Origin of the sequence: Citrobacter sp. MGH106, assembly GCF_001037495.1 — a bacterium.
Taxonomy (GTDB): domain Bacteria; phylum Pseudomonadota; class Gammaproteobacteria; order Enterobacterales; family Enterobacteriaceae; genus Citrobacter; species Citrobacter murliniae.
This window is the reverse complement of sequence record NZ_KQ089822.1, coordinates 1,747,229-1,765,797: the sequence shown is the minus strand read 5'-3', so window position 1 is coordinate 1,765,797 and position 18,569 is coordinate 1,747,229. Positions and strand designations below refer to the sequence as shown.

Genomic DNA, 18,569 nt, shown 5'->3' with positions numbered 1-18,569 from the left:
TGCTAAAGTATAAGCACATTCTTAATCTATAATTTAAGGATGATTGTAGACACTATGAAAAGGAAGTCATTATGTCACACTGGAAAATTGCCGCAGCACAGTACGAACCTCTACAGACAACGCTAACAGAACATGTCGCGCATCACCTGCAATTCATCAGAGCAGCTGCCAAATGTCAGTGTGAATTGCTGGTTTTCCCCTCCCTTTCGCTGTTGGGATGCGTCGATGGGGATGATTTTCTTCCGGCACCTCCTGATGAGGCTCTCCTGCAACCCCTGGCCCATGCCGCTGCGAGTTATCGCATGACCATTATTGCGGGGTTACCGGTTGAACATAACAACCAGTTTGTGAAGGGTATTGCCCTTTTTTCACCCGGGCTGGCGTCACCGTTAACATTTCATCAGAGCCATGGAGCCTGTATTGCCAGACAGCGAAACACCATAAGCGTTGTCGATACTCAGCCGGAGGGCATTGATATTGACCCTGAGTTTTCGCTGTTCACCACCAGTCAGTGTATCAGCGAACCTGAGCTTCTCTCCTCCACCTCGCGACTGCAAAGTTTTTCGCATAAATTCGCCATTGCAGTGCTGATGGCCAATGCGCGCGGCAGCAGCGCTTTATGGGATGAGCGCGGTCGTTTGATTGTGCGCGCCGACCGCGGTTCACTGCTCTTAACCGGTCAACGCACCTCTCAGGGTTGGCAAGGTGATATCATTCCATTACGCTAGTCGTTTTGGTCAGGAGCTTGGCATGTTGCGCATAATAGATACAGAAACCTGTGGCCTGCAGGGAGGCATTGTTGAGATTGCTTCTGTCGATGTAGTAGACGGACAGATTGTCAATCCAATGAGCCACCTGGTGCGCCCTGACCGTCCCATTAGTCCTCAGGCGATGGCAATTCACCGTATTACCGAATCCATGGTGGCGGATAAACCCTGGATTGAAGACGTCATCCCGCATTATTACGGCAGCGAGTGGTACGTAGCGCACAATGCGAGTTTTGACCGTCGTGTATTGCCAGACATGCCCGGAGAGTGGATTTGCACCATGAAGCTTTCCCGCCGTCTGTGGCCGGGAATTAAATACAGCAATATGGCACTCTATAAATCCCGCAAACTGAATGTACAGACGCCTTCCGGTCTGCATCATCACCGTGCCCTTTACGATTGCTACATCACTGCTGCATTGCTGATCGACATCATAAACACGTCGGGTTGGTCAGCAGAGCAAATGGCCGACATCACCGGTCGCCCGGCACTGTTGACCACATTTACCTTTGGCAAATACCGCGGCAAAGCGGTATCAGAAGTGGCTGAACGCGATCCGGGCTATTTGCGCTGGCTGTTTAATAACCTTGACAGTATGAGCCCGGAACTACGACTAACGCTTAAGCACTATCTCGATAACGCCTGAGTTGTTGCCTGCCCGGGTAGTGTCCCTTGCGCCAGTCCTATCAAAAAAGCGAACTCAAGGGCCACGCCTTCATACGATTTAAAGCGACCAGATTTGCCCCCGTGCCCGGAGTCCATATCCGTACACAGTAGCAGCAGGTGGTCATCCGTTTTCAGCTCCCGCAGTTTCGCTACCCACTTTGCCGGCTCCCAGTATTGCACCTGAGAATCATGTAGCCCGGTGGTGACCAACAGATGTGGATAGGCTTGCGCGGTGACATTATCGTACGGGCTGTAGCTTTTCATGTAAGCATAGTACTCCGCGTCCTGCGGATTACCCCACTCTTCAAATTCCCCGGTGGTCAGTGGAATTGACTCATCCAGCATCGTGGTCACGACATCGACGAACGGTACCTGTGCAATAACACCATGAAACAGCTGCGGGCGTTCGTTAATTGCAACCCCCATTAGCATCCCACCAGCGCTTCCCCCCATGCCATAACACAGTGAAGGTGCACCGTAACCCAGTTTTAATAGTGCCTCGCAAACATCGAGATAATCATTAAAGGTATTTTTCTTTTGCAGAAACTTACCATCTTCGTACCACTGCTGTCCCAGTTCACCGCCGCCCCGCACATGCGCGATGGCATAAACAAACCCCCGATCCAGCAGACTCAGGCGACTGCTGCTGAAATCTGCGTCCATGCTAGCGCCATAAGAGCCATAACCATAAACCAGTAAGGGATTTTTCCCTTTGCGAAAATGCTTTTGATGGTAAACCAGCGAGACAGGAACCTCCGTACCATCGCGCGCGGTGATCCACACATGCTCACTGCGGTAATCGGCCGCGTCGAATCCGGGGACATCCGTCTGTTTGAGTACACGTCGCTCTCCGGTGTCCATATCCAGTTCAAACAGGGTGTCCGGCGTCGTCATGGATGAATAGCCATAACGCAGGCGCGATGTCTCCGGCTCGGGATTGTACGCCAGCCACGTTACGTAAGCCGGATCGTCGAAAGCAATCCCGACCACTTCACGCGTTTTGCGGTTGATTTGTCGTAAACTGGTTAAACCGCGCTGACGCTCCTCCACCACCAGCCAGTCGGTAAACAGCGTAAATCCTTCCAGCATGACGCTATCACGCGGCGGGATCAGCACTTCCCAGGCCTGTTCATCACGCACGCGGGTGCGATACAAACCAAAGTTTTTCCCCTGACTGTTAGATCGCAGATAAAACGCGTGCTGATAGTGATCAAGGCTGTACTCATGGTCTTTACGCCGTGGCAAAAAAACCAGCGGCTCGGCATCGGCCAGCTCCGCATCAAGCAACAATACTTCGCTGGTTGTCGCGCTGGCGACATGGATAACAACATAATGCTGCGAGGTGGTTTTGTGCAAACTGACATAAAACATATCGTCAGCTTCTTCATACACCAGTTGATCATGAATGGATGGTGATCCAACGGTATGCCGCCATACCTGATACGGTAATAATGTTGTTTCATGTTTGCGAACATAATAAAAGGTCTGCGAATCGTTCGCCCAGACCAATTCCGGCTCAACATTATCCAGTACTTCCGGATACCAGTTCCCGGTTTGTAGATTGCGAAAACGAATGCCATATTGCCGACGAGACAGGTAATCCTCCGCCAGAGCCATAACGGTATTATCGGGTGATATTGCGAGTCCTCCCAGCGTATAGAATTCGCTGTGGGCTGCACGCTGGTTACCATCCAGCAAGGTATCCCATTCATCCCACTCTTCATTGAGAGCAGACTGACGCTGATAAATGGCATATTCACATCCCGGTTCATAAATATGCCGGTAGCGATAACCATTTTTCACATAAGGAGCAGAAACATCCTGAGGGGGAATACGGTCGATAATTTCTTTCAGCACACGATCCTGCAATGCCTGCTGGGAAGCCATAACCTGGCGGCCATATGCATTTTCTTGTTGCAGATAGTCCAGCACTTCTGGCTGCGAGCGGGTGTCATCTCGCAACCAGTAATAATTATCAACACGAGTATCGCCATGCTGCGTCATGGCATGTGGAATACGAGGAGCTTTTGGTAGCATGTCATTGTTCTTCTGCTTAAACATCCTATAAGGGTGGCAAAAGTCAGCAATGATGCAAGCGAAACGTGCTCCTCAAGCGTAACTATTTAACCCGGCAACGCCTGTTTTTGCTGTTTGAGATCCTGCTCGATACCCTCACGAACATCCTGTGGGATCTTCAGTGCATCACCCAGCGCATTCAGATAACTGCGCTCCATAAAGTGGTCGATATCAATAGCTGCACAGCTCAGGAAGTAAATTTCCAGCGCCTCTTCTTCGTTGCGGATCCCTTGAGCGAGGCGTTGAGGATCAAGCGGTTGTTCAATGGCCCGCTCAATCAGAACACGCCCTTGCTCTTCCACTCCCGCGTCACGCAGCTGTTGTTCGATAGCGGCTCGCTCTTTAGCATCAATATGACCATCGCTTTTAGCCGCAAATACCAGCGCCAGGATCAGACGTTCAGTACGTTCATCCAGCGGTGTACTCTGCGTGCCAAACTGAGGTTCATCCTGGTGCGCTGCGCGGACTTTATCTTTGTATTTATTCCATAAAACGCTACCGGCGATCGCACCGCCACCAACCAACAGTGCGCTGGTACCGTATTTAGTGAGTAATTTGCGTGAGGATTTGTTGGCGACTAGTAATCCTGCCAGACCGCCTAATGCACCGGGAACCAGCAGTTTGCTCAGTCCTTGTTCACCGGAAGATGAACCGGATGATCCTTTTTGCCCAAGAAGAGATTGAAGTTGATTCAGCCAGTTAGCCATTTTGCCCCTCAAGTACAGACGAATAATCATCAAAGCGTACCCGAGGGGATGTCAGGAAGTGTTCAGGTCATCAAAAGATGTGCAAATTCAGCTACTGCCGTTGCAGGTACTCCGCCGTGCCGGCTTTACAATCAAGCTTAACCTGATATTGAATATCGCTGCTTTTCCCACGAACGGTAAGAGGTACCGTCCATTGTCCGTCTTTACCAACAATATCCTGCGGGTTCACCCAGGCAACAGGATCAAGTTGCCCGAGCCTTTTTTGATCGTCGGCCCAACGTACAATACGGTTTTGCAGGTAGTCGCGTTTCACACTTGCCGCGATACCGTCAGCTTTCAAACCTTCACAGTTTGGAAAATTGACTGATTTACTCTCCGTATTAGCCGCAAAAACTGACACGCTGGCAGATAACAGCAGCAGGCTCAACAACGCTCTTGTTTTATTCATTCTTTTCTCCTTTATCCCCTTCGTCTTTCAGTCGCTATTAATGCAACGTGAAATCAGTTGGGTACAGCACAATGATTCAGGGAAAAGCATGGTACAAAACCTCAGGAGCGCAAGTCGGATCAGGCAGCCTGTGTATCATCCTCAGCAGAAGCATCGTTATCGACCACCTGTGGGGATGGCAGTTTGCCGTTTTTCAGGATCGCGCTCAGCACATCTTTTTGCTCAGCCAGCCACAGGGAAAGCGCTTCACGCTGCTCATCTTCCAGCGCGACCGGTGACTGCTCCAGCCACGTATCGAGCAGATCTGCCGTATCAAGCATTTTGTCATAAGCATCGGCTTCCTTTTTACTGGTAAACGACATTTTTTCCTCACCTTCCCGAATGACAACGTATTTAACTTCAACCGCCATTTTTGCAGCCTCATAAATTACCTGTATTTATGTACAGTATATTCTTTTTCACCCTTGAAATCAACCTGGTAATAAAGACAGACGCAAACGTTTTCGTATATACTGCGCCCAGATAAAACAGGGGATTAATTTATGACGTTATTAGGCACAGCGCTGCGTCCGGCAGCAACGCGAGTGATGTTATTAGGATCAGGTGAACTGGGTAAAGAAGTCGCGATTGAATGCCAACGCCTGGGTGTAGAAGTCATTGCCGTGGATCGTTACCCTGACGCACCAGCTATGCACGTTGCCCATCGCTCATACGTAATCAATATGCTGGATGGTGACGCTTTGCGTCAGGTTGTCGCGCACGAAAAACCACACTATATCGTTCCTGAGATTGAAGCCATTGCCACGAGTACGTTGGTAGCGCTGGAGCAGGAAGGTCTGAACGTCGTGCCTTGCGCGCGCGCGACCCAACTGACCATGAATCGTGAAGGTATCCGTCGCCTCGCCGCGGAAGAACTGTCCTTACCGACCTCATCATTCCGCTTTGCTGACAGCGAAACTCGCTTTCGCGAAGCCGTGGCCGAAATTGGATTCCCCTGCATCGTGAAGCCGGTGATGAGTTCCTCCGGAAAAGGACAGAGTTTTATCCGTTCAGCCGATCAGCTTGCCAGAGCCTGGGATTATGCCCAGCAGGGTGGCCGAGCGGGCGCAGGACGCGTTATCGTGGAAGGTGTGGTTAATTTCGACTTTGAAATCACCCTGTTGACCGTAAGCGCCGTCGATGGTGTGCACTTTTGTGCGCCGGTAGGCCATCGTCAAGAAGATGGCGACTATCGTGAATCCTGGCAGCCCCAGAAAATGAGCGAACTGGCGCTGGAACGTGCACAGGAAATCGCTCGCAAAGTGGTACTGGCGTTGGGCGGTTACGGATTGTTTGGCGTAGAGCTGTTTGTGTGCGGTGACGAGGTGATTTTCAGCGAGGTATCCCCTCGCCCACATGATACGGGTATGGTGACATTGATTTCACAGGATCTATCCGAGTTTGCCCTGCACGTTCGCGCATTCCTCGGGCTTCCGGTTGGCGCAATCCGCCAGTATGGGCCATCTGCATCAGCCGTTATCCTGCCACAACTTACCAGTCAGAATGTCACATTTGATAACGTTGACAGTGCCGTTGGTGCAGGGTTGCAACTCCGTCTGTTCGGTAAACCTGAAATCGACGGAACCCGTCGCTTAGGCGTCGTACTGACGACGGCAGACAACGTTGACGAGGCGGTTGAACGCGCGAAAAACGCCGCCGCACAGGTGAATGTAGCAGGATAAAAAAAACGGGCCCGATGGCCCATTTTAAAGTATTCGCAGGCCGGGTCAGTGCAGCACTGCCCGGCACAACAGATCTTACTGCTTCGCGCCTTCTACGGCTTCGCGAGCCAGTTTAGTGATGCGATCGTAATCACCCGCTTCCAGCGCGTCTGCCGGAACCAGCCAGGATCCACCGATGCACAGTACGCTTTTCAGCGCCAGGTAGTCACGGTAATTCGCCGGGGAGATACCACCGGTCGGGCAGAAACGTACCTGGGAGAACGGACCTGCAATCGCCTGCAACGCTTTAGTACCGCCGTTAGCTTCTGCCGGGAAGAATTTAAACTCTTTCAAACCATAGTCCATACCCAGCATCAGTTCAGAAACGGTGCTGATACCTGGGATCAACGGAATAGTTCCTTCAGTTGCGGCTTTCAACAGGGGCTCGGTCAGACCTGGGCTAATCGCAAACTGCGCGCCCGCTTCCGTTACTTCTGCCAGTTGCTGTGGATTCAGAACGGTACCTGCGCCGACAATCGCGTCCGGGACTTCTTTAGCAATCGCGCGAATGGCATCCATCGCACATGCGGTACGTAAGGTCACTTCCAGAACGCGCACGCCCCCTGCAACCAACGCTTTCGCCATCGGCACCGCGTGTTCCAGTTTATTTACCACGATAACCGGTACTACCGGGCCAGTGGTCAGGATTGCTTCTGCACTTGTCTTCCAGTTTTTCATCAGAGTTTTCTCTCGCCTGATTACAAAATTTGTCGTTTAAAAAGTGATACAGGTTGCGCCCTGCTCCGCACCGGACAGCTTTTCGCGCAACGCGCTGAACATCTCACGGCCTGTTCCCACACGCGAAGCGCTGAGGTCAGGAATATGAGGCTGACGAGAGGCAAGTTCCTCTTCATCCACCAGCAGCGTCAATTCACCTGTCTGTCCATTCACACGAATGATGTCGCCATCACGCACTTTAGCCAGCAGCCCGCCATCATAGGCTTCCGGGGTTACATGGATTGCTGAAGGCACTTTACCTGAAGCACCTGAAAGTCGTCCATCGGTAACTAACGCGATTTTGAAACAACGGTCCAATAATACACCAAGTGGCGGCATGAGTTTATGTAATTCTGGCATTCCATTCGCTTTTGGTCCCTGATGGCGCACAACCACCACGCAATCGCGGTCCAGCAAGCCAGCATCGAAAGCAGGTAACACATCATGCTGACTTTCAAAGACAATAGCCGGAGCCTCTATGACCTGGTTCTCTACCGGCACGGCTGATGTTTTCATCACCGCACGTCCCAGGTTACCACTCAACACTTTAGTACCGCCGTGATGCGAGAACGGCTTATCGAAAGTCGCGATCACATTGCTGTCGAGAGACTTCGTGGCACCTTCACGCCAGTCCAGCTCACCGTTGTTAAGCCATGGCTCAAGGGTGTAGCGAGATAAACCAAACCCGGCTACGGTGTTAACATCTTCGTGCAGCAGACCTGCATTAAGCAGTTCACGCATTAATACCGGTACACCACCTGCAGCCTGGAAGTGGTTGATATCCGCCGGACCATTCGGGTACAAGCGTGCCATCAGCGGCACGATATCGGACAGATCGGAGAAGTCATCCCAGTTGATCAAAATTCCGGCCGCGCGCGCCATCGCTACCAGATGCATCGTATGGTTGGTAGACCCCCCTGTCGCCAGCAGCGCTACGATCCCGTTGACCACCACTTTTTCATCGATCATTTTGCCGATCGGCATCCATTCGTTGCCATTTCCGGTAAGGCGCGTTACCTGACGAGCAGCAGCAGCTGTCAGTGCTTCACGTAACGGAGCATCCGGATGTACGAAAGAGGAGCCTGGCAGTTGCATCCCCATAAACTCAACGACCATCTGGTTGGTATTAGCGGTGCCGTAGAACGTACAGGTTCCTGGTGCGTGATAAGACGCAGCCTCGGATTCAAGCAGAGCCATACGGTCCACTTTTCCTTCTGCATACAGCTGACGAATACGCACTTTTTCTTTGTTCGCCAGACCGCTCGCCATCGGACCTGATGGGATAAAGACAGAAGGCAGATGACCAAAGGACAACGCCGCCATCGCCAGGCCCGGGACAATTTTATCGCACACGCCGAGGAACAATGCGCCGTCGAACATATTATGAGATAAACCCACCGCCGCAGACATCGCAATCACTTCGCGGCTTAGCAATGAAAGCTCCATCCCATCCTGCCCCTGGGTCACGCCATCACACATAGCAGGCACACCACCGGCAACCTGCCCTACCGCATTGGCTTCATGCAGTGCTTTGCGAATGATAGCCGGATAATGTTCATACGGCTGATGCGCGGAAAGCATGTCGTTATAGGAGGTAATGATCGCGATATTGTTACGCAACATGCTTTTCAGCGATGCTTTGTCGTCAGGCTGACAGGCAGCAAAACCGTGCGCCAGATTTCCGCATGCCAACTGTGAACGGTGAACAGTTGTCGTTTTAGCCTGTTCGATGCGCGAGAGGTAGGCGGAACGTGTCTCACGAGAACGTTCGATGATACGTTGTGTTACGCGTAACAAATTCGGATTCATAGAGGCTCCTAAAATTTATCTGTCAGAGCGGTCGGATTAACAATGCGTTTCAAGATAGTTAAATTATGCTGAATCGCTTACTAGCCGTAGCTCAGGGGCAAAATCGTTTCAGGCAGTGTAATAAAAAAAGCCTCGCGGGTGAATCCACGCGAGGCTTAAAAGTGCAAAAATTATTCTACAATCTGTGTTAGATCATGTTACCGGTAAAATAACACCTAATGATTAGGTGATATTTTATTCGAATTCATTCCAGGAACGACCGTCACGAGTGATCATCGCCACGGAGGCAACCGGTCCCCAGGTCCCCGCCTGGTATGGCTTCGGCGCGTCGTTATCCATCGCCCAGGCTTCGGTGATGGAGTCAACCCACTTCCACGCTTCTTCTACCTCATCACGGCGTACAAACAGCGCCTGAATACCACGCATGGTTTCCAGCAGCAAACGTTCGTAAGCATCGGCCAGATGCGTTTGATTGAAGGTTTCGGAGTAACTCAGATCCAGCTTGGTGATCTGCAGATTATGCTTGTGGTCCAGGCCCGGTACTTTGTTAAGCACCTGAATATCGACACCCTCATCAGGCTGCAAACGGATTGTCAGTTTGTTCTGCGGCAGATCCTGCCAGGATTCTTTAAACAGATTCAGCTCAGGCGTTTTGAAGTAGACAACAACTTCAGAGCATTTCGTCGGCAGGCGCTTACCGGTACGCAGGTAGAATGGAACACCCGCCCAGCGCCAGTTGTCGATATCCACGCGGATAGCAACAAAGGTTTCCGTATTGCTGCTCTTGTTCGCGCCTTCTTCTTCCAGATACCCCGGAACTTTTTTACCCTGAGCAAAACCAGTGGTGTACTGGCCACGAACCGTTTTTTCACGTACGTTCGAGCGATCGATACGGCGCAGTGATTTCAGTACCTTCACTTTTTCGTCACGGATGCTGTCAGCGCTCAGGTCGGACGGCGGCGACATCGCGATCATGCACAGGATCTGCAACAGGTGGTTCTGGATCATATCGCGCATTTGACCGGCCTGGTCAAAATAACCCCAACGACCTTCAATACCCACCTCTTCCGCCACGGTAATTTCTACGTGATCGATAGTGCGGTTATCCCAGTTGTTCACAAACAGGGAGTTGGCAAAACGCAGTGCCAACAGGTTCAGTACCGTCTCTTTGCCGAGATAGTGGTCGATACGGTAAACCTGGCACTCTTCGAAATACTCGCCCACCTGGTCGTTGATTTCGCGGGAGGTCGCCAGCGACGTCCCCAACGGTTTTTCCATTACCACACGAGCAGGTTTAGCGTTCAGTTTTGCTTCGCCCAAACCTTTGCAGATTGCGCCAAAGGTGCTTGGCGGCATAGCAAAATAGTTAATAGTGGTACGTGCTTTCTGATCCAGCATCTCGCCCAGACGGTTAAATGCCGCGGTATCATTAACGTCCAGATTACAAAACTCCAGGCGACCACTGAGGGTGTCCCACAAACCTTCATCAATCTTTTCTTTCATGAAGGTTTCGAGCGCTTCGCGTACAACCTTGGTATAGGCTGCTTTGTCCCAGTCGGCACGTCCTACCCCTATAATGCGGGTATCCGGGCTAATCTGACCGGCCTTTTCCAGTTGATACAGGGAAGGCAGCAATTTCCGTCGCGCAAGATCGCCCTTCGCACCGAAAATGACCAGGTCACATGCCTGGGCTGTTTGCGTTACCGCCATGTCATTCTCCTCAGTTAAGTGCCTGGTGCTTTTGCCAGACACTGGTTGTAATTTTATTACAGTGCACTGTACTGCTTTTACGTGATTCAGTGAACCGTAAACGCTTATCCAGCCGTGCTGTTACCGTAAACAACGGCTTTGTTGGCGTTTACCGCAGCAAAATGGATAAAAAAGTCGCTTTTTTTCGTAGCCATAAAGAACCAGGAAAACCCGACTCCGATCATGTAATGAAAAAAAACAACAACTTTTCTGTTCATTTTGCCCCGTTCCTTCCTTAGCAGGGGTACTATCTACCAAAATTATCTCTCGATTTCCTGTATCGTTGAAATCGTTTTTGCCCATGACCCATGAGTCCACCTACATCATGAATATGCTGGAAAAAATCCAGTTAAAACTGGAACATCTGAGCAAGTCAGAACGTAAAGTCGCCGACGTTATTCTTACTTCACCCGACCAGGCAATTCATTCAAGCATTGCCACGCTGGCCCTGGAAGCCAATGTCAGCGAACCGACCGTCAATCGATTCTGTCGCAGTATGGACACGCGTGGTTTTCCTGATTTTAAACTGCATCTGGCGCAAAGTCTGGCAAATGGTACCCCTTATGTTAATCGCAATGTGGACGAGGATGACAGCGTAGAATCCTACACGGGGAAAATCTTCGAATCGGCGATGGCTAGCCTGGATCATGTTCGTCAGTCGCTGGATAACTCGGCGGTAAATCGTGCAGTCGATCTATTAACCCAGGCGAAAAAAATTGCCTTTTTTGGGCTGGGTTCATCTGCAGCCGTGGCGCACGACGCCATGAATAAATTCTTCCGTTTTAACGTTCCAGTTATTTATTCAGACGACATAGTTCTGCAACGCATGAGTTGTATGAATTGTAGCGATGATGATGTCATTGTGCTCATTTCCCATACCGGAAGAACAAAGAGCCTGGTGGAGCTGGCTCAGTTGGCACGGGAAAACGATGCTATGGTAATCGCACTGACTTCTCCCGGAACGCCTCTGGCGCGAGAAGCTACGTTAGCTATTACCCTCGACGTACCGGAAGATACTGACATTTATATGCCCATGGTCTCTCGACTTGCTCAACTGACCGTGATAGATGTGCTGGCTACAGGATTTACTTTGCGCCGAGGGGCAAAATTTAGAGATAACTTGAAGCGTGTCAAGGAAGCGCTCAAGGAATCGCGTTTTGATAAAGAATTACTCATCAAGGGTAATGACCGCTAAAAGCAATAACAATGTTCTACCCTTTTATCATCCGGGTCGTTCATTTTTACCGTTAATTTTTGAGAACGGCCGGATCAATGTTCACGCAACACCTAGTTGTTTCAGTCAACGGAGTATTACATGTCCAGAAGGCTTCGCAGAACCAAAATCGTTACCACGTTAGGCCCGGCAACTGACCGCGATAACAACCTTGAAAAAATTATCGCTGCGGGTGCGAACGTCGTACGTATGAACTTTTCACACGGCTCTCCAGAAGATCACAAAATGCGTGCGGATAAGGTCCGTGAAATAGCCGCAAAACTGGGACGCCATGTAGCCATTTTGGGTGACCTGCAGGGGCCTAAAATCCGCGTATCCACCTTTAAAGAAGGTAAAGTATTTCTCAATGTTGGCGACAAGTTCCTGTTAGACGCCAACCTGGGTAAAGGTGAAGGCGACAAGGAAAAAGTTGGTATTGATTATAAAGGACTGCCAGCCGACGTCGTGCCAGGCGATATCCTGCTGCTGGACGATGGTCGCGTACAGCTAAAAGTACTGGAAGTTCAGGGCATGAAAGTCTTTACCGAAGTCACCGTCGGCGGCCCGCTCTCCAACAACAAAGGCATCAACAAACTGGGTGGTGGCCTCTCTGCTGAAGCGCTGACCGACAAAGACAAGGCCGACATTATTACTGCCGCACAGATAAGCGTCGACTATCTGGCGGTCTCCTTCCCACGCTGCGGCGAAGATCTTAACTATGCCCGCCGTCTGGCGCGCGATGCAGGTTGTGATGCGAAGATTGTCGCAAAAGTAGAACGTGCAGAAGCTGTCTGTGACCAGAATGCGATGGATGACATCATCCTTGCGTCTGACGTGGTCATGGTTGCTCGTGGTGATCTGGGCGTTGAGATTGGCGACCCGGAACTGGTGGGTATTCAGAAAGCGTTGATTCGTCGTGCTCGTCAGTTGAACCGTGCGGTCATTACCGCTACGCAGATGATGGAGTCGATGATCACCAACCCGATGCCAACCCGTGCGGAAGTCATGGACGTAGCTAACGCCGTGCTGGATGGCACTGACGCAGTGATGCTTTCGGCAGAAACAGCCGCAGGCCAGTACCCGGCTGAAACCGTCGCGGCAATGGCGCGCGTATGTCTGGGTGCTGAAAAAATCCCAAGTATTAATGTCTCTAAACACCGCCTCGACGTACAGTTTGATAACGTTGAAGAAGCGATTGCCATGTCCGCAATGTATGCCGCTAACCACCTGAAAGGGGTGACTGCTATTATCGCCATGACCGAATCAGGACGTACTGCGCTGATGACTTCGCGTATCAGTTCCGGTCTGCCGATTTTCGCCATGTCCCGTCATGAGCGTACGCTGAACCTGACATCTCTTTACCGTGGCGTCACGCCGGTTCATTTTGACAGCGAAACTGACGGCGTAGTTGCGGCCAGTGAGGCAGTTAACCTGCTGCGCGACAAAGGCTATCTGGTCTCCGGTGACCTGGTTATTGTGACGCAGGGCGATGTCATGAGCACCATTGGCTCCACTAACACCACGCGTATTCTGACCGTAGAATAGTGACGCATTTGTATGTAAAAAAGCCTCTCTGACGAGAGGCTTTTTTTTACTTTTTAGGGTAGAGATCTTTGCGTTTGTACGGCTCAATTTCGCCAGGTTTACGGGTCTTAAGCAACTTTAAAATCCAGGTATACTGTTCGAGGTGCGGAGCGACAAAAATCTCCACCTCTTCATTCATCCGTCTGGCAATGGTGTTGTCATCCGCCGTCAGAATGTCGTCCATGGGCGGGCGAACCTGAATCGTCAGACGGTGCGTTTTGCCATCATACACCGGGAAAAGCGGTACTACGCGAGCATGACATACCTTCATCAGGCGGCCAATCGCCGGCAATGTTGCTTTATAGGTGGCAAAGAAATCCACAAACTCGCTATGCTCGGGACCATGATCCTGATCCGGCAAATAGTATCCCCAGTATCCCTGACGAACCGACTGAATAAAGGGTTTGATACCATCATTACGCGCATGTAAACGACCGCCGAAACGACGGCGTACTGTGTTCCAGACATAATCAAATACCGGGTTTCCCTGGTTGTGGAACATCGCGGCCATTTTCTGCCCCTGAGACGCCATCAGCATCGCCGGGATGTCCACGCCCCAACCGTGAGGAACGAGAAAAATCACCTTCTCGTTGTTCTGGCGCATCTCATCAATGATATCCAGACCTTGCCAGTCTACCCGATGTTGAATTTTCTCCGGACCACGCAGCGCCAGCTCTGCCATCATGACCATCGCCTGAGGTGCGGTCGCAAACATCTCATCGACAATGGCTTCGCGCTCGGCTTCACTACGTTCAGGAAAGCAGAGAGATAAATTGATTAACGCTCTGCGGCGGGAGCTTTTCCCCAGACGACCAACAAGACGCCCCAGCTTCGCCAGAAGAGGATCGCGAAACGACGCAGGTGTTAATGCAATCCCGGCTATCGCCGCCACTCCCAGCCAGGCGCCCCAGTAGCGCGGATGACGAAATGATTTATGAAACTCCGGAATGTACTCAATATTCTTTTTTTTCGTTTCCATGCTCTTCCAGTATCTGGTGCCGCGAAAAGTAAATCTGCTGATAGTGTAGCGGCGCAGTGTGTCCCGTACAAAATAAAAAAAGCCGGCACGCATTGCGTGCCGGCTCCATCAGTATGTTTATTAATCGAAGCGCAGTTGAGGCAGAACCTCTTTCACCTGTGCCAGGTAATCGGTACGATCCGAGCCGGTCAACCCTTCCGTACGCGGCAGTTTTGCCGTCAGCGGATTCACGGCCTGCTGGTTAACCCATACTTCGTAGTGCAGATGTGGACCGGTTGAACGTCCGGTGTTGCCTGAAAGCGCAATACGGTCGCCACGTTTCACTTTCTGCCCCGGCTTAACCAACAGCTTACGCAGGTGCATATAGCGGGTGGTATAGGTACGGCCATGACGGATAGCTACATAGTAACCAGCAGCACCACTGCGTTTCGCGACAACCACTTCACCATCACCCACCGACAGTACCGGCGTCCCCTGCGGCATCGCAAAATCGACACCTTTATGCGGTGCAACGCGTCCGGTTACAGGATTCAGGCGGCGCGGGTTAAAGTTCGATGAGATACGGAATTGCTTCGCCGTAGGGAAGCGCATAAAACCTTTCGCAAGCCCCGTACCATTACGGTCATAGAATTTACCGTCTTCAGCGCGGATCGCGTAATAATCTTTGCCTTCAGAGCGTAAGCGTACGCCCAGCAACTGACTTTGTTCACGCTTCCCGTCCAGCATTTCGCGAGACATCAGAACCGAGAACTCATCGCCTTTTTTCAGTTTACGGAAGTCCATCTGCCACTGCATGGCCTTGATCACCGCACTGATTTCAGAACTGGTCAATCCGGCATCTCTTGCGCTGGCGACAAAACTCCCGCCCACGGTTCCTTTGATACGGCTGTTAACCCAGTCGCCCTGCTGCATTTCGCTGCTCATTTTGAAACCCGTCGCGGTGCGATCGTAAGTGCGGGTTTCACGACGAGAAACTTCCCAGGTCAAGCGCTGTAAATCACCTTCCGAACTCAGTGTCCAGGAAAGCTGCTGACCAATTTTCAGGTTTCGCAACTCTTTATCCGCAGCGGCAAGCTGGCTGATATCACCCATATCAATGCCATACTGATTCAGAATGCTGCTCAGCGTATCACCGGTAGAAACAACATATTCATGAACGCCAACCTCGCCAGAGGTTTTATCATCCAGCTCATCCTGTGGAATTGCTTCATCTTCCTGAGCGGCCTGATCGATAGGTTCGCTGGCCTCGGGCAACAGAGAACGGATCTCGCTTTTTTCCAGCTCGATGGTTTTAACAATTGGTGCAGATTCGGGGTGGTAAACATAAGGCCGCCAGACGGCGACGGCCAGTGTAAGAACGGTAAGCGACCCCAGCATAACGCGATGGGGTCGGGGCAGATTATTAAATGCCAGAGCGACAGAGCGGGCTATCTGTTGCACGTATTCACTTCCTCATTAATCTCCTTTCAGGCAGCTCGCATACTGGTTGGCTAATTGGTTCAGAAACGCTGAATAGCTTGTTTTACCCAGTTTGATATTTGTTCCGAGGGGATCCAACGTTCCCATTCGAACGGACGTCCCTCTCGCAACGGCTTCAACGACCGCTGGCCTGAACTGTGGCTCAGCAAAAACGCAGGTTGCTTTTTGCTCAACCAACTGTGTTCTTATTTCATGTAAACGCTGCGCACCAGGCTGAATCTCAGGGTTCACGGTAAAGTGACCAAGCGGTGTTAGTCCGTAGTGTTTTTCGTAGTAGCCGTAAGCATCATGAAAAACGAAATAACCTTTACCCTTGAGCGGCGCGAGCTCGTTACCTACCTGCTTATCGGTTGCGGCTAATTGTGCCTCAAAATCCTTCAGGTTGGCGTCAAGTTTGGCTCGACTTTGCGGCATAAGTTCCACTAATTTTTCATGGATTGCAACCGCTGAAGCCCGCGCTATCTCTGGGGAGAGCCAAAGATGCATGTTGTAATCACCATGATGGTGATGTTCGTCACTTTTTTCACCATGTGCATCACCGTGCCCATGATCGTCATCGTCATCGTCAGCCCCTTTCATGAGCAACGGTTTCACGTCGGAGAGCTGCGCAATCGTTACCTGTTTTCCATTAGGAATATTCTTGACGGATTTTTCCATAAACGCTTCCATTTCTGGGCCAATCCAGACAACTAAGTCCGCGCCCTGTAAGCGTTTTACGTCTGATGGACGTAATGAATAATCATGTTCGGATGCGCCATCAGGCAGGAGAACCTGGGTGTCTGTTACCCCATCAGCAATCGCTGAAGCGATGAAACCTAGTGGCTTGAGAGAGGCCACCACAGCGGCATTTGCAGCCTGTGTTGCACTACCCCAAAGAGCAGCGGATAATGCTGCGAAAAGAAGCGTATTTTTATGTAACATAATGCGACCAATCATCGTAATGAATGTGAGAAATGTGATATTATAACATTCTATAACTTCTGCAAGACTAAAATTGATATGACGACTTTGGTTTCACTGGAAAATGTCTCGGTCTCTTATGGTCAACGCCGCGTCCTTTCTGACGTATCGCTTGAGCTTCGACCCGGTAAAATTTTAACGCTCCTCGGCCCGAATGGCGCCGGGAAGTCTACGCTGGTGCGCGTTGTCCTGGGGCTGGTAGCGGCTGATGAAGGAGTTATCACGCGCAACGGACAGTTGCGAATTGGCTATGTGCCACAAAAACTATACCTCGACACCACGCTGCCACTAACGGTAAGCCGTTTTCTACGCTTACGTCCAGACACGCAAAAAGCAGATATTCTTCCTGCTCTCAAACGCGTTCAGGCCGGACACCTGATGAATGCGCCGATGCAAAAGCTGTCTGGCGGAGAAACACAGCGTGTTCTGCTGGCCCGCGCATTGCTAAACAAACCCCAGTTACTGGTGCTTGATGAGCCGACTCAAGGAGTCGATGTGAATGGTCAGGTCGCTTTGTACGACCTTATTGATCAACTGCGACGTGAACTGGACTGTGCCGTACTGATGGTTTCTCATGACCTGCATCTGGTGATGGCAAAAACAGATGAAGTACTGTGTCTGAACCATCACATTTGCTGCTCCGGCACGCCGGAAGTGGTTTCTATGCATCCGGAATTCATCTCTATGTTCGGGCAGCGCGGCGCCGAACAACTCGGAATATACCGCCACAACCATAATCATCGCCACGATTTACAGGGTCGTATCGTATTACGTCGGGGAAATGGTCACTCATGATTGAATTGTTATTGCCCGGTTGGTTAGCCGGGATCATGCTGGCCTGCGCTGCCGGCCCGCTCGGCTCGTTTGTTGTCTGGCGTCGTATGTCCTATTTTGGCGATACACTGGCGCATGCCTCACTGCTGGGTGTCGCCTTTGGCCTGCTGCTGGATGTTAATCCTTTCTATGCCGTCATTGCTGTCACGCTAATGCTGGCCGCTGGCCTGGTGTGGCTGGAGAAACGCCCTCACCTCGCGATCGATACTTTACTCGGCATTATGGCGCACAGTGCGTTGTCACTGGGTCTGGTTGTCGTTAGCCTGATGTCCAATATTCGCGTGGATCTGATGGCTTATCTGTTCGGTGATTTGCTGGCTGTTACGCCGGAGGATTTGATCTCCATTGCCATTGGCGTTGTGATTGTTCTGGCAATACTTTTTTGGCAGTGGCGCAACTTACTGTCGATGACCATCAGCCCGGACCTCGCATTTGTCGATGGCGTGAAGCTGCAGCGCGTTAAATTGCTGCTGATGCTGGTGACAGCGTTAACTATTGGTGTCGCGATGAAGTTCGTTGGGGCTCTGATTATTACCTCACTGCTGATAATCCCGGCAGCAACCGCACGTCGTTTCGCTCGTACGCCAGAGCAGATGGCAGGCGTTGCTGTTGGAGTGGGAATAATAGCGGTTACAGGCGGGTTAACGTTCTCAGCCTTCTATGATACGCCAGCAGGTCCTTCAGTAGTGCTGTGCGCTGCGCTGCTGTTTATCTTCAGCATGATGAAGAAGCAGGCTAGCTGAGTGCGCTGCATTAGCGAATAGTGATGCTGATGTATCTTATCCGGCCTACAGAATTGTAGGTCGGATAAACGTATAACG

At 51.1% G+C, this 18,569-nt stretch carries 17 protein-coding genes; 7 read left to right on the top strand and 10 right to left on the bottom strand.

Features of this window, described 5'->3' with window-relative positions:
- Positions 1–71: 71 nt before the first annotated feature.
- Together SK36_RS08440 and exoX are read left to right on the top strand one after the other, a co-directional pair.
- The gene (locus SK36_RS08440) at positions 72–728 is read left to right on the top strand and encodes a carbon-nitrogen hydrolase family protein (protein ID WP_045444063.1); all 657 of its coding nucleotides are present in this window, start codon (positions 72–74) and stop codon (positions 726–728) included.
- A gap of 22 nt (positions 729–750) precedes the next feature.
- A complete protein-coding gene (gene exoX / locus SK36_RS08435; RefSeq protein WP_045444066.1) occupies positions 751–1,413 on the top strand; it encodes an exodeoxyribonuclease X in 663 nt (220 codons plus the stop codon).
- Here exoX and ptrB read toward each other — a convergent pair.
- The 4 genes from ptrB to yebG all read right to left on the bottom strand — a co-directional run bounded on the left by ptrB (position 1,395) and on the right by yebG (position 5,074).
- Positions 1,395–3,470 (bottom strand): oligopeptidase B, encoded by a 2,076-nt coding sequence (gene ptrB, locus SK36_RS08430; protein ID WP_197086124.1) that lies wholly within the window; start codon positions 3,468–3,470, stop codon positions 1,395–1,397. The genes exoX and ptrB overlap by 19 nt on opposite strands.
- An 86-nt stretch (positions 3,471–3,556) precedes the next feature.
- Positions 3,557–4,216 (bottom strand): tellurite resistance TerB family protein, encoded by a 660-nt coding sequence (locus tag SK36_RS08425; protein WP_045444076.1) that lies wholly within the window; start codon positions 4,214–4,216, stop codon positions 3,557–3,559.
- A 91-nt stretch (positions 4,217–4,307) separates the two neighbouring features.
- Positions 4,308–4,664, bottom strand: a complete 357-nt coding sequence (gene yebF, locus SK36_RS08420; protein ID WP_045444079.1) for a protein YebF — start codon at positions 4,662–4,664, stop codon at positions 4,308–4,310.
- A 119-nt stretch (positions 4,665–4,783) separates the two neighbouring features.
- A complete protein-coding gene (gene yebG / locus SK36_RS08415) occupies positions 4,784–5,074 on the bottom strand; it encodes a DNA damage-inducible protein YebG (RefSeq protein WP_045444082.1) in 291 nt (96 codons plus the stop codon).
- Between the two features lie 132 nt (positions 5,075–5,206).
- On the opposite strand from yebG, the gene purT reads away from it, so the two are divergent.
- Positions 5,207–6,385, top strand: a complete 1,179-nt coding sequence (purT, locus tag SK36_RS08410) for a formate-dependent phosphoribosylglycinamide formyltransferase (RefSeq protein ID WP_048221299.1) — start codon at positions 5,207–5,209, stop codon at positions 6,383–6,385.
- 75 nt (positions 6,386–6,460) lie between these two features.
- Here the strand turns inward: purT and kdgA are convergent, their stop codons facing one another.
- From kdgA to zwf, 3 genes are all read right to left on the bottom strand, one after another.
- Positions 6,461–7,102 (bottom strand): bifunctional 4-hydroxy-2-oxoglutarate aldolase/2-dehydro-3-deoxy-phosphogluconate aldolase, encoded by a 642-nt coding sequence (gene kdgA / locus SK36_RS08405; protein WP_003034901.1) that lies wholly within the window; start codon positions 7,100–7,102, stop codon positions 6,461–6,463.
- Positions 7,103–7,138: 36 nt separating this feature from the next.
- Entirely contained in the window at positions 7,139–8,950 is a 1,812-nt protein-coding gene (gene edd, locus SK36_RS08400) for a phosphogluconate dehydratase (RefSeq protein ID WP_045444097.1), read from the bottom strand.
- Positions 8,951–9,184: 234 nt separating this feature from the next.
- Positions 9,185–10,660, bottom strand: coding sequence for a glucose-6-phosphate dehydrogenase (gene zwf, locus SK36_RS08395; RefSeq protein ID WP_045444100.1), 1,476 nt, complete (start codon positions 10,658–10,660; stop codon positions 9,185–9,187).
- A gap of 364 nt (positions 10,661–11,024) precedes the next feature.
- On the opposite strand from zwf, the gene SK36_RS08390 reads away from it, so the two are divergent.
- Both SK36_RS08390 and pyk read left to right on the top strand, forming a co-directional pair.
- Positions 11,025–11,894, top strand: coding sequence for a MurR/RpiR family transcriptional regulator (locus SK36_RS08390; protein WP_045444103.1), 870 nt, complete (start codon positions 11,025–11,027; stop codon positions 11,892–11,894).
- A gap of 120 nt (positions 11,895–12,014) precedes the next feature.
- Positions 12,015–13,457, top strand: coding sequence for a pyruvate kinase (gene pyk, locus SK36_RS08385; RefSeq protein WP_045444106.1), 1,443 nt, complete (start codon positions 12,015–12,017; stop codon positions 13,455–13,457).
- A gap of 46 nt (positions 13,458–13,503) precedes the next feature.
- Here pyk and lpxM read toward each other — a convergent pair whose 3' ends face one another.
- The 3 genes from lpxM to znuA all read right to left on the bottom strand — a co-directional run bounded on the left by lpxM (position 13,504) and on the right by znuA (position 16,875).
- Positions 13,504–14,475 (bottom strand): lauroyl-Kdo(2)-lipid IV(A) myristoyltransferase, encoded by a 972-nt coding sequence (gene lpxM, locus SK36_RS08380; RefSeq protein WP_048222649.1) that lies wholly within the window; start codon positions 14,473–14,475, stop codon positions 13,504–13,506.
- Between the two features lie 120 nt (positions 14,476–14,595).
- Positions 14,596–15,915: a murein DD-endopeptidase MepM gene (gene mepM, locus SK36_RS08375; protein WP_071828974.1), complete on the bottom strand. Its 1,320-nt coding sequence runs from the start codon at positions 15,913–15,915 to the stop codon at positions 14,596–14,598.
- A 15-nt stretch (positions 15,916–15,930) separates the two neighbouring features.
- Positions 15,931–16,875: a zinc ABC transporter substrate-binding protein ZnuA gene (gene znuA / locus SK36_RS08370; protein ID WP_045449673.1), complete on the bottom strand. Its 945-nt coding sequence runs from the start codon at positions 16,873–16,875 to the stop codon at positions 15,931–15,933.
- A 78-nt stretch (positions 16,876–16,953) separates the two neighbouring features.
- On the opposite strand from znuA, the gene znuC reads away from it, so the two are divergent.
- A complete protein-coding gene (znuC, locus tag SK36_RS08365; protein WP_045444112.1) occupies positions 16,954–17,709 on the top strand; it encodes a zinc ABC transporter ATP-binding protein ZnuC in 756 nt (251 codons plus the stop codon).
- On the top strand, positions 17,706–18,491 hold the full coding sequence (znuB, locus tag SK36_RS08360) for a zinc ABC transporter permease subunit ZnuB (protein WP_048221298.1): 786 nt from the start codon (positions 17,706–17,708) through the stop codon (positions 18,489–18,491). The genes znuC and znuB overlap by 4 nt, the downstream gene beginning before the upstream one ends.
- Positions 18,492–18,569: the final 78 nt, after the last annotated feature.

Excerpts from the sequence above, each read along its gene's own strand:
- SK36_RS08440 (WP_045444063.1), top strand. The coding sequence starts at position 72 with ATGTCACACTGGAAAATTGCCGCAGCACAGTACGAACCTCTACAGACA.
- exoX (WP_045444066.1), top strand. The coding sequence starts at position 751 with ATGTTGCGCATAATAGATACAGAAACCTGTGGCCTGCAGGGAGGCATT.
- ptrB (WP_197086124.1), bottom strand. The coding sequence starts at position 3,470 with ATGCTACCAAAAGCTCCTCGTATTCCACATGCCATGACGCAGCATGGC.
- SK36_RS08425 (WP_045444076.1), bottom strand. The coding sequence starts at position 4,216 with ATGGCTAACTGGCTGAATCAACTTCAATCTCTTCTTGGGCAAAAAGGA.
- yebF (WP_045444079.1), bottom strand. The coding sequence starts at position 4,664 with ATGAATAAAACAAGAGCGTTGTTGAGCCTGCTGCTGTTATCTGCCAGC.
- yebG (WP_045444082.1), bottom strand. The coding sequence starts at position 5,074 with ATGGCGGTTGAAGTTAAATACGTTGTCATTCGGGAAGGTGAGGAAAAA.
- purT (WP_048221299.1), top strand. The coding sequence starts at position 5,207 with ATGACGTTATTAGGCACAGCGCTGCGTCCGGCAGCAACGCGAGTGATG.
- kdgA (WP_003034901.1), bottom strand. The coding sequence starts at position 7,102 with ATGAAAAACTGGAAGACAAGTGCAGAAGCAATCCTGACCACTGGCCCG.
- edd (WP_045444097.1), bottom strand. The coding sequence starts at position 8,950 with ATGAATCCGAATTTGTTACGCGTAACACAACGTATCATCGAACGTTCT.
- zwf (WP_045444100.1), bottom strand. The coding sequence starts at position 10,660 with ATGGCGGTAACGCAAACAGCCCAGGCATGTGACCTGGTCATTTTCGGT.
- SK36_RS08390 (WP_045444103.1), top strand. The coding sequence starts at position 11,025 with ATGAATATGCTGGAAAAAATCCAGTTAAAACTGGAACATCTGAGCAAG.
- pyk (WP_045444106.1), top strand. The coding sequence starts at position 12,015 with ATGTCCAGAAGGCTTCGCAGAACCAAAATCGTTACCACGTTAGGCCCG.
- lpxM (WP_048222649.1), bottom strand. The coding sequence starts at position 14,475 with ATGGAAACGAAAAAAAAGAATATTGAGTACATTCCGGAGTTTCATAAA.
- znuA (WP_045449673.1), bottom strand. The coding sequence starts at position 16,875 with ATGTTACATAAAAATACGCTTCTTTTCGCAGCATTATCCGCTGCTCTT.
- znuC (WP_045444112.1), top strand. The coding sequence starts at position 16,954 with ATGACGACTTTGGTTTCACTGGAAAATGTCTCGGTCTCTTATGGTCAA.
- znuB (WP_048221298.1), top strand. The coding sequence starts at position 17,706 with ATGATTGAATTGTTATTGCCCGGTTGGTTAGCCGGGATCATGCTGGCC.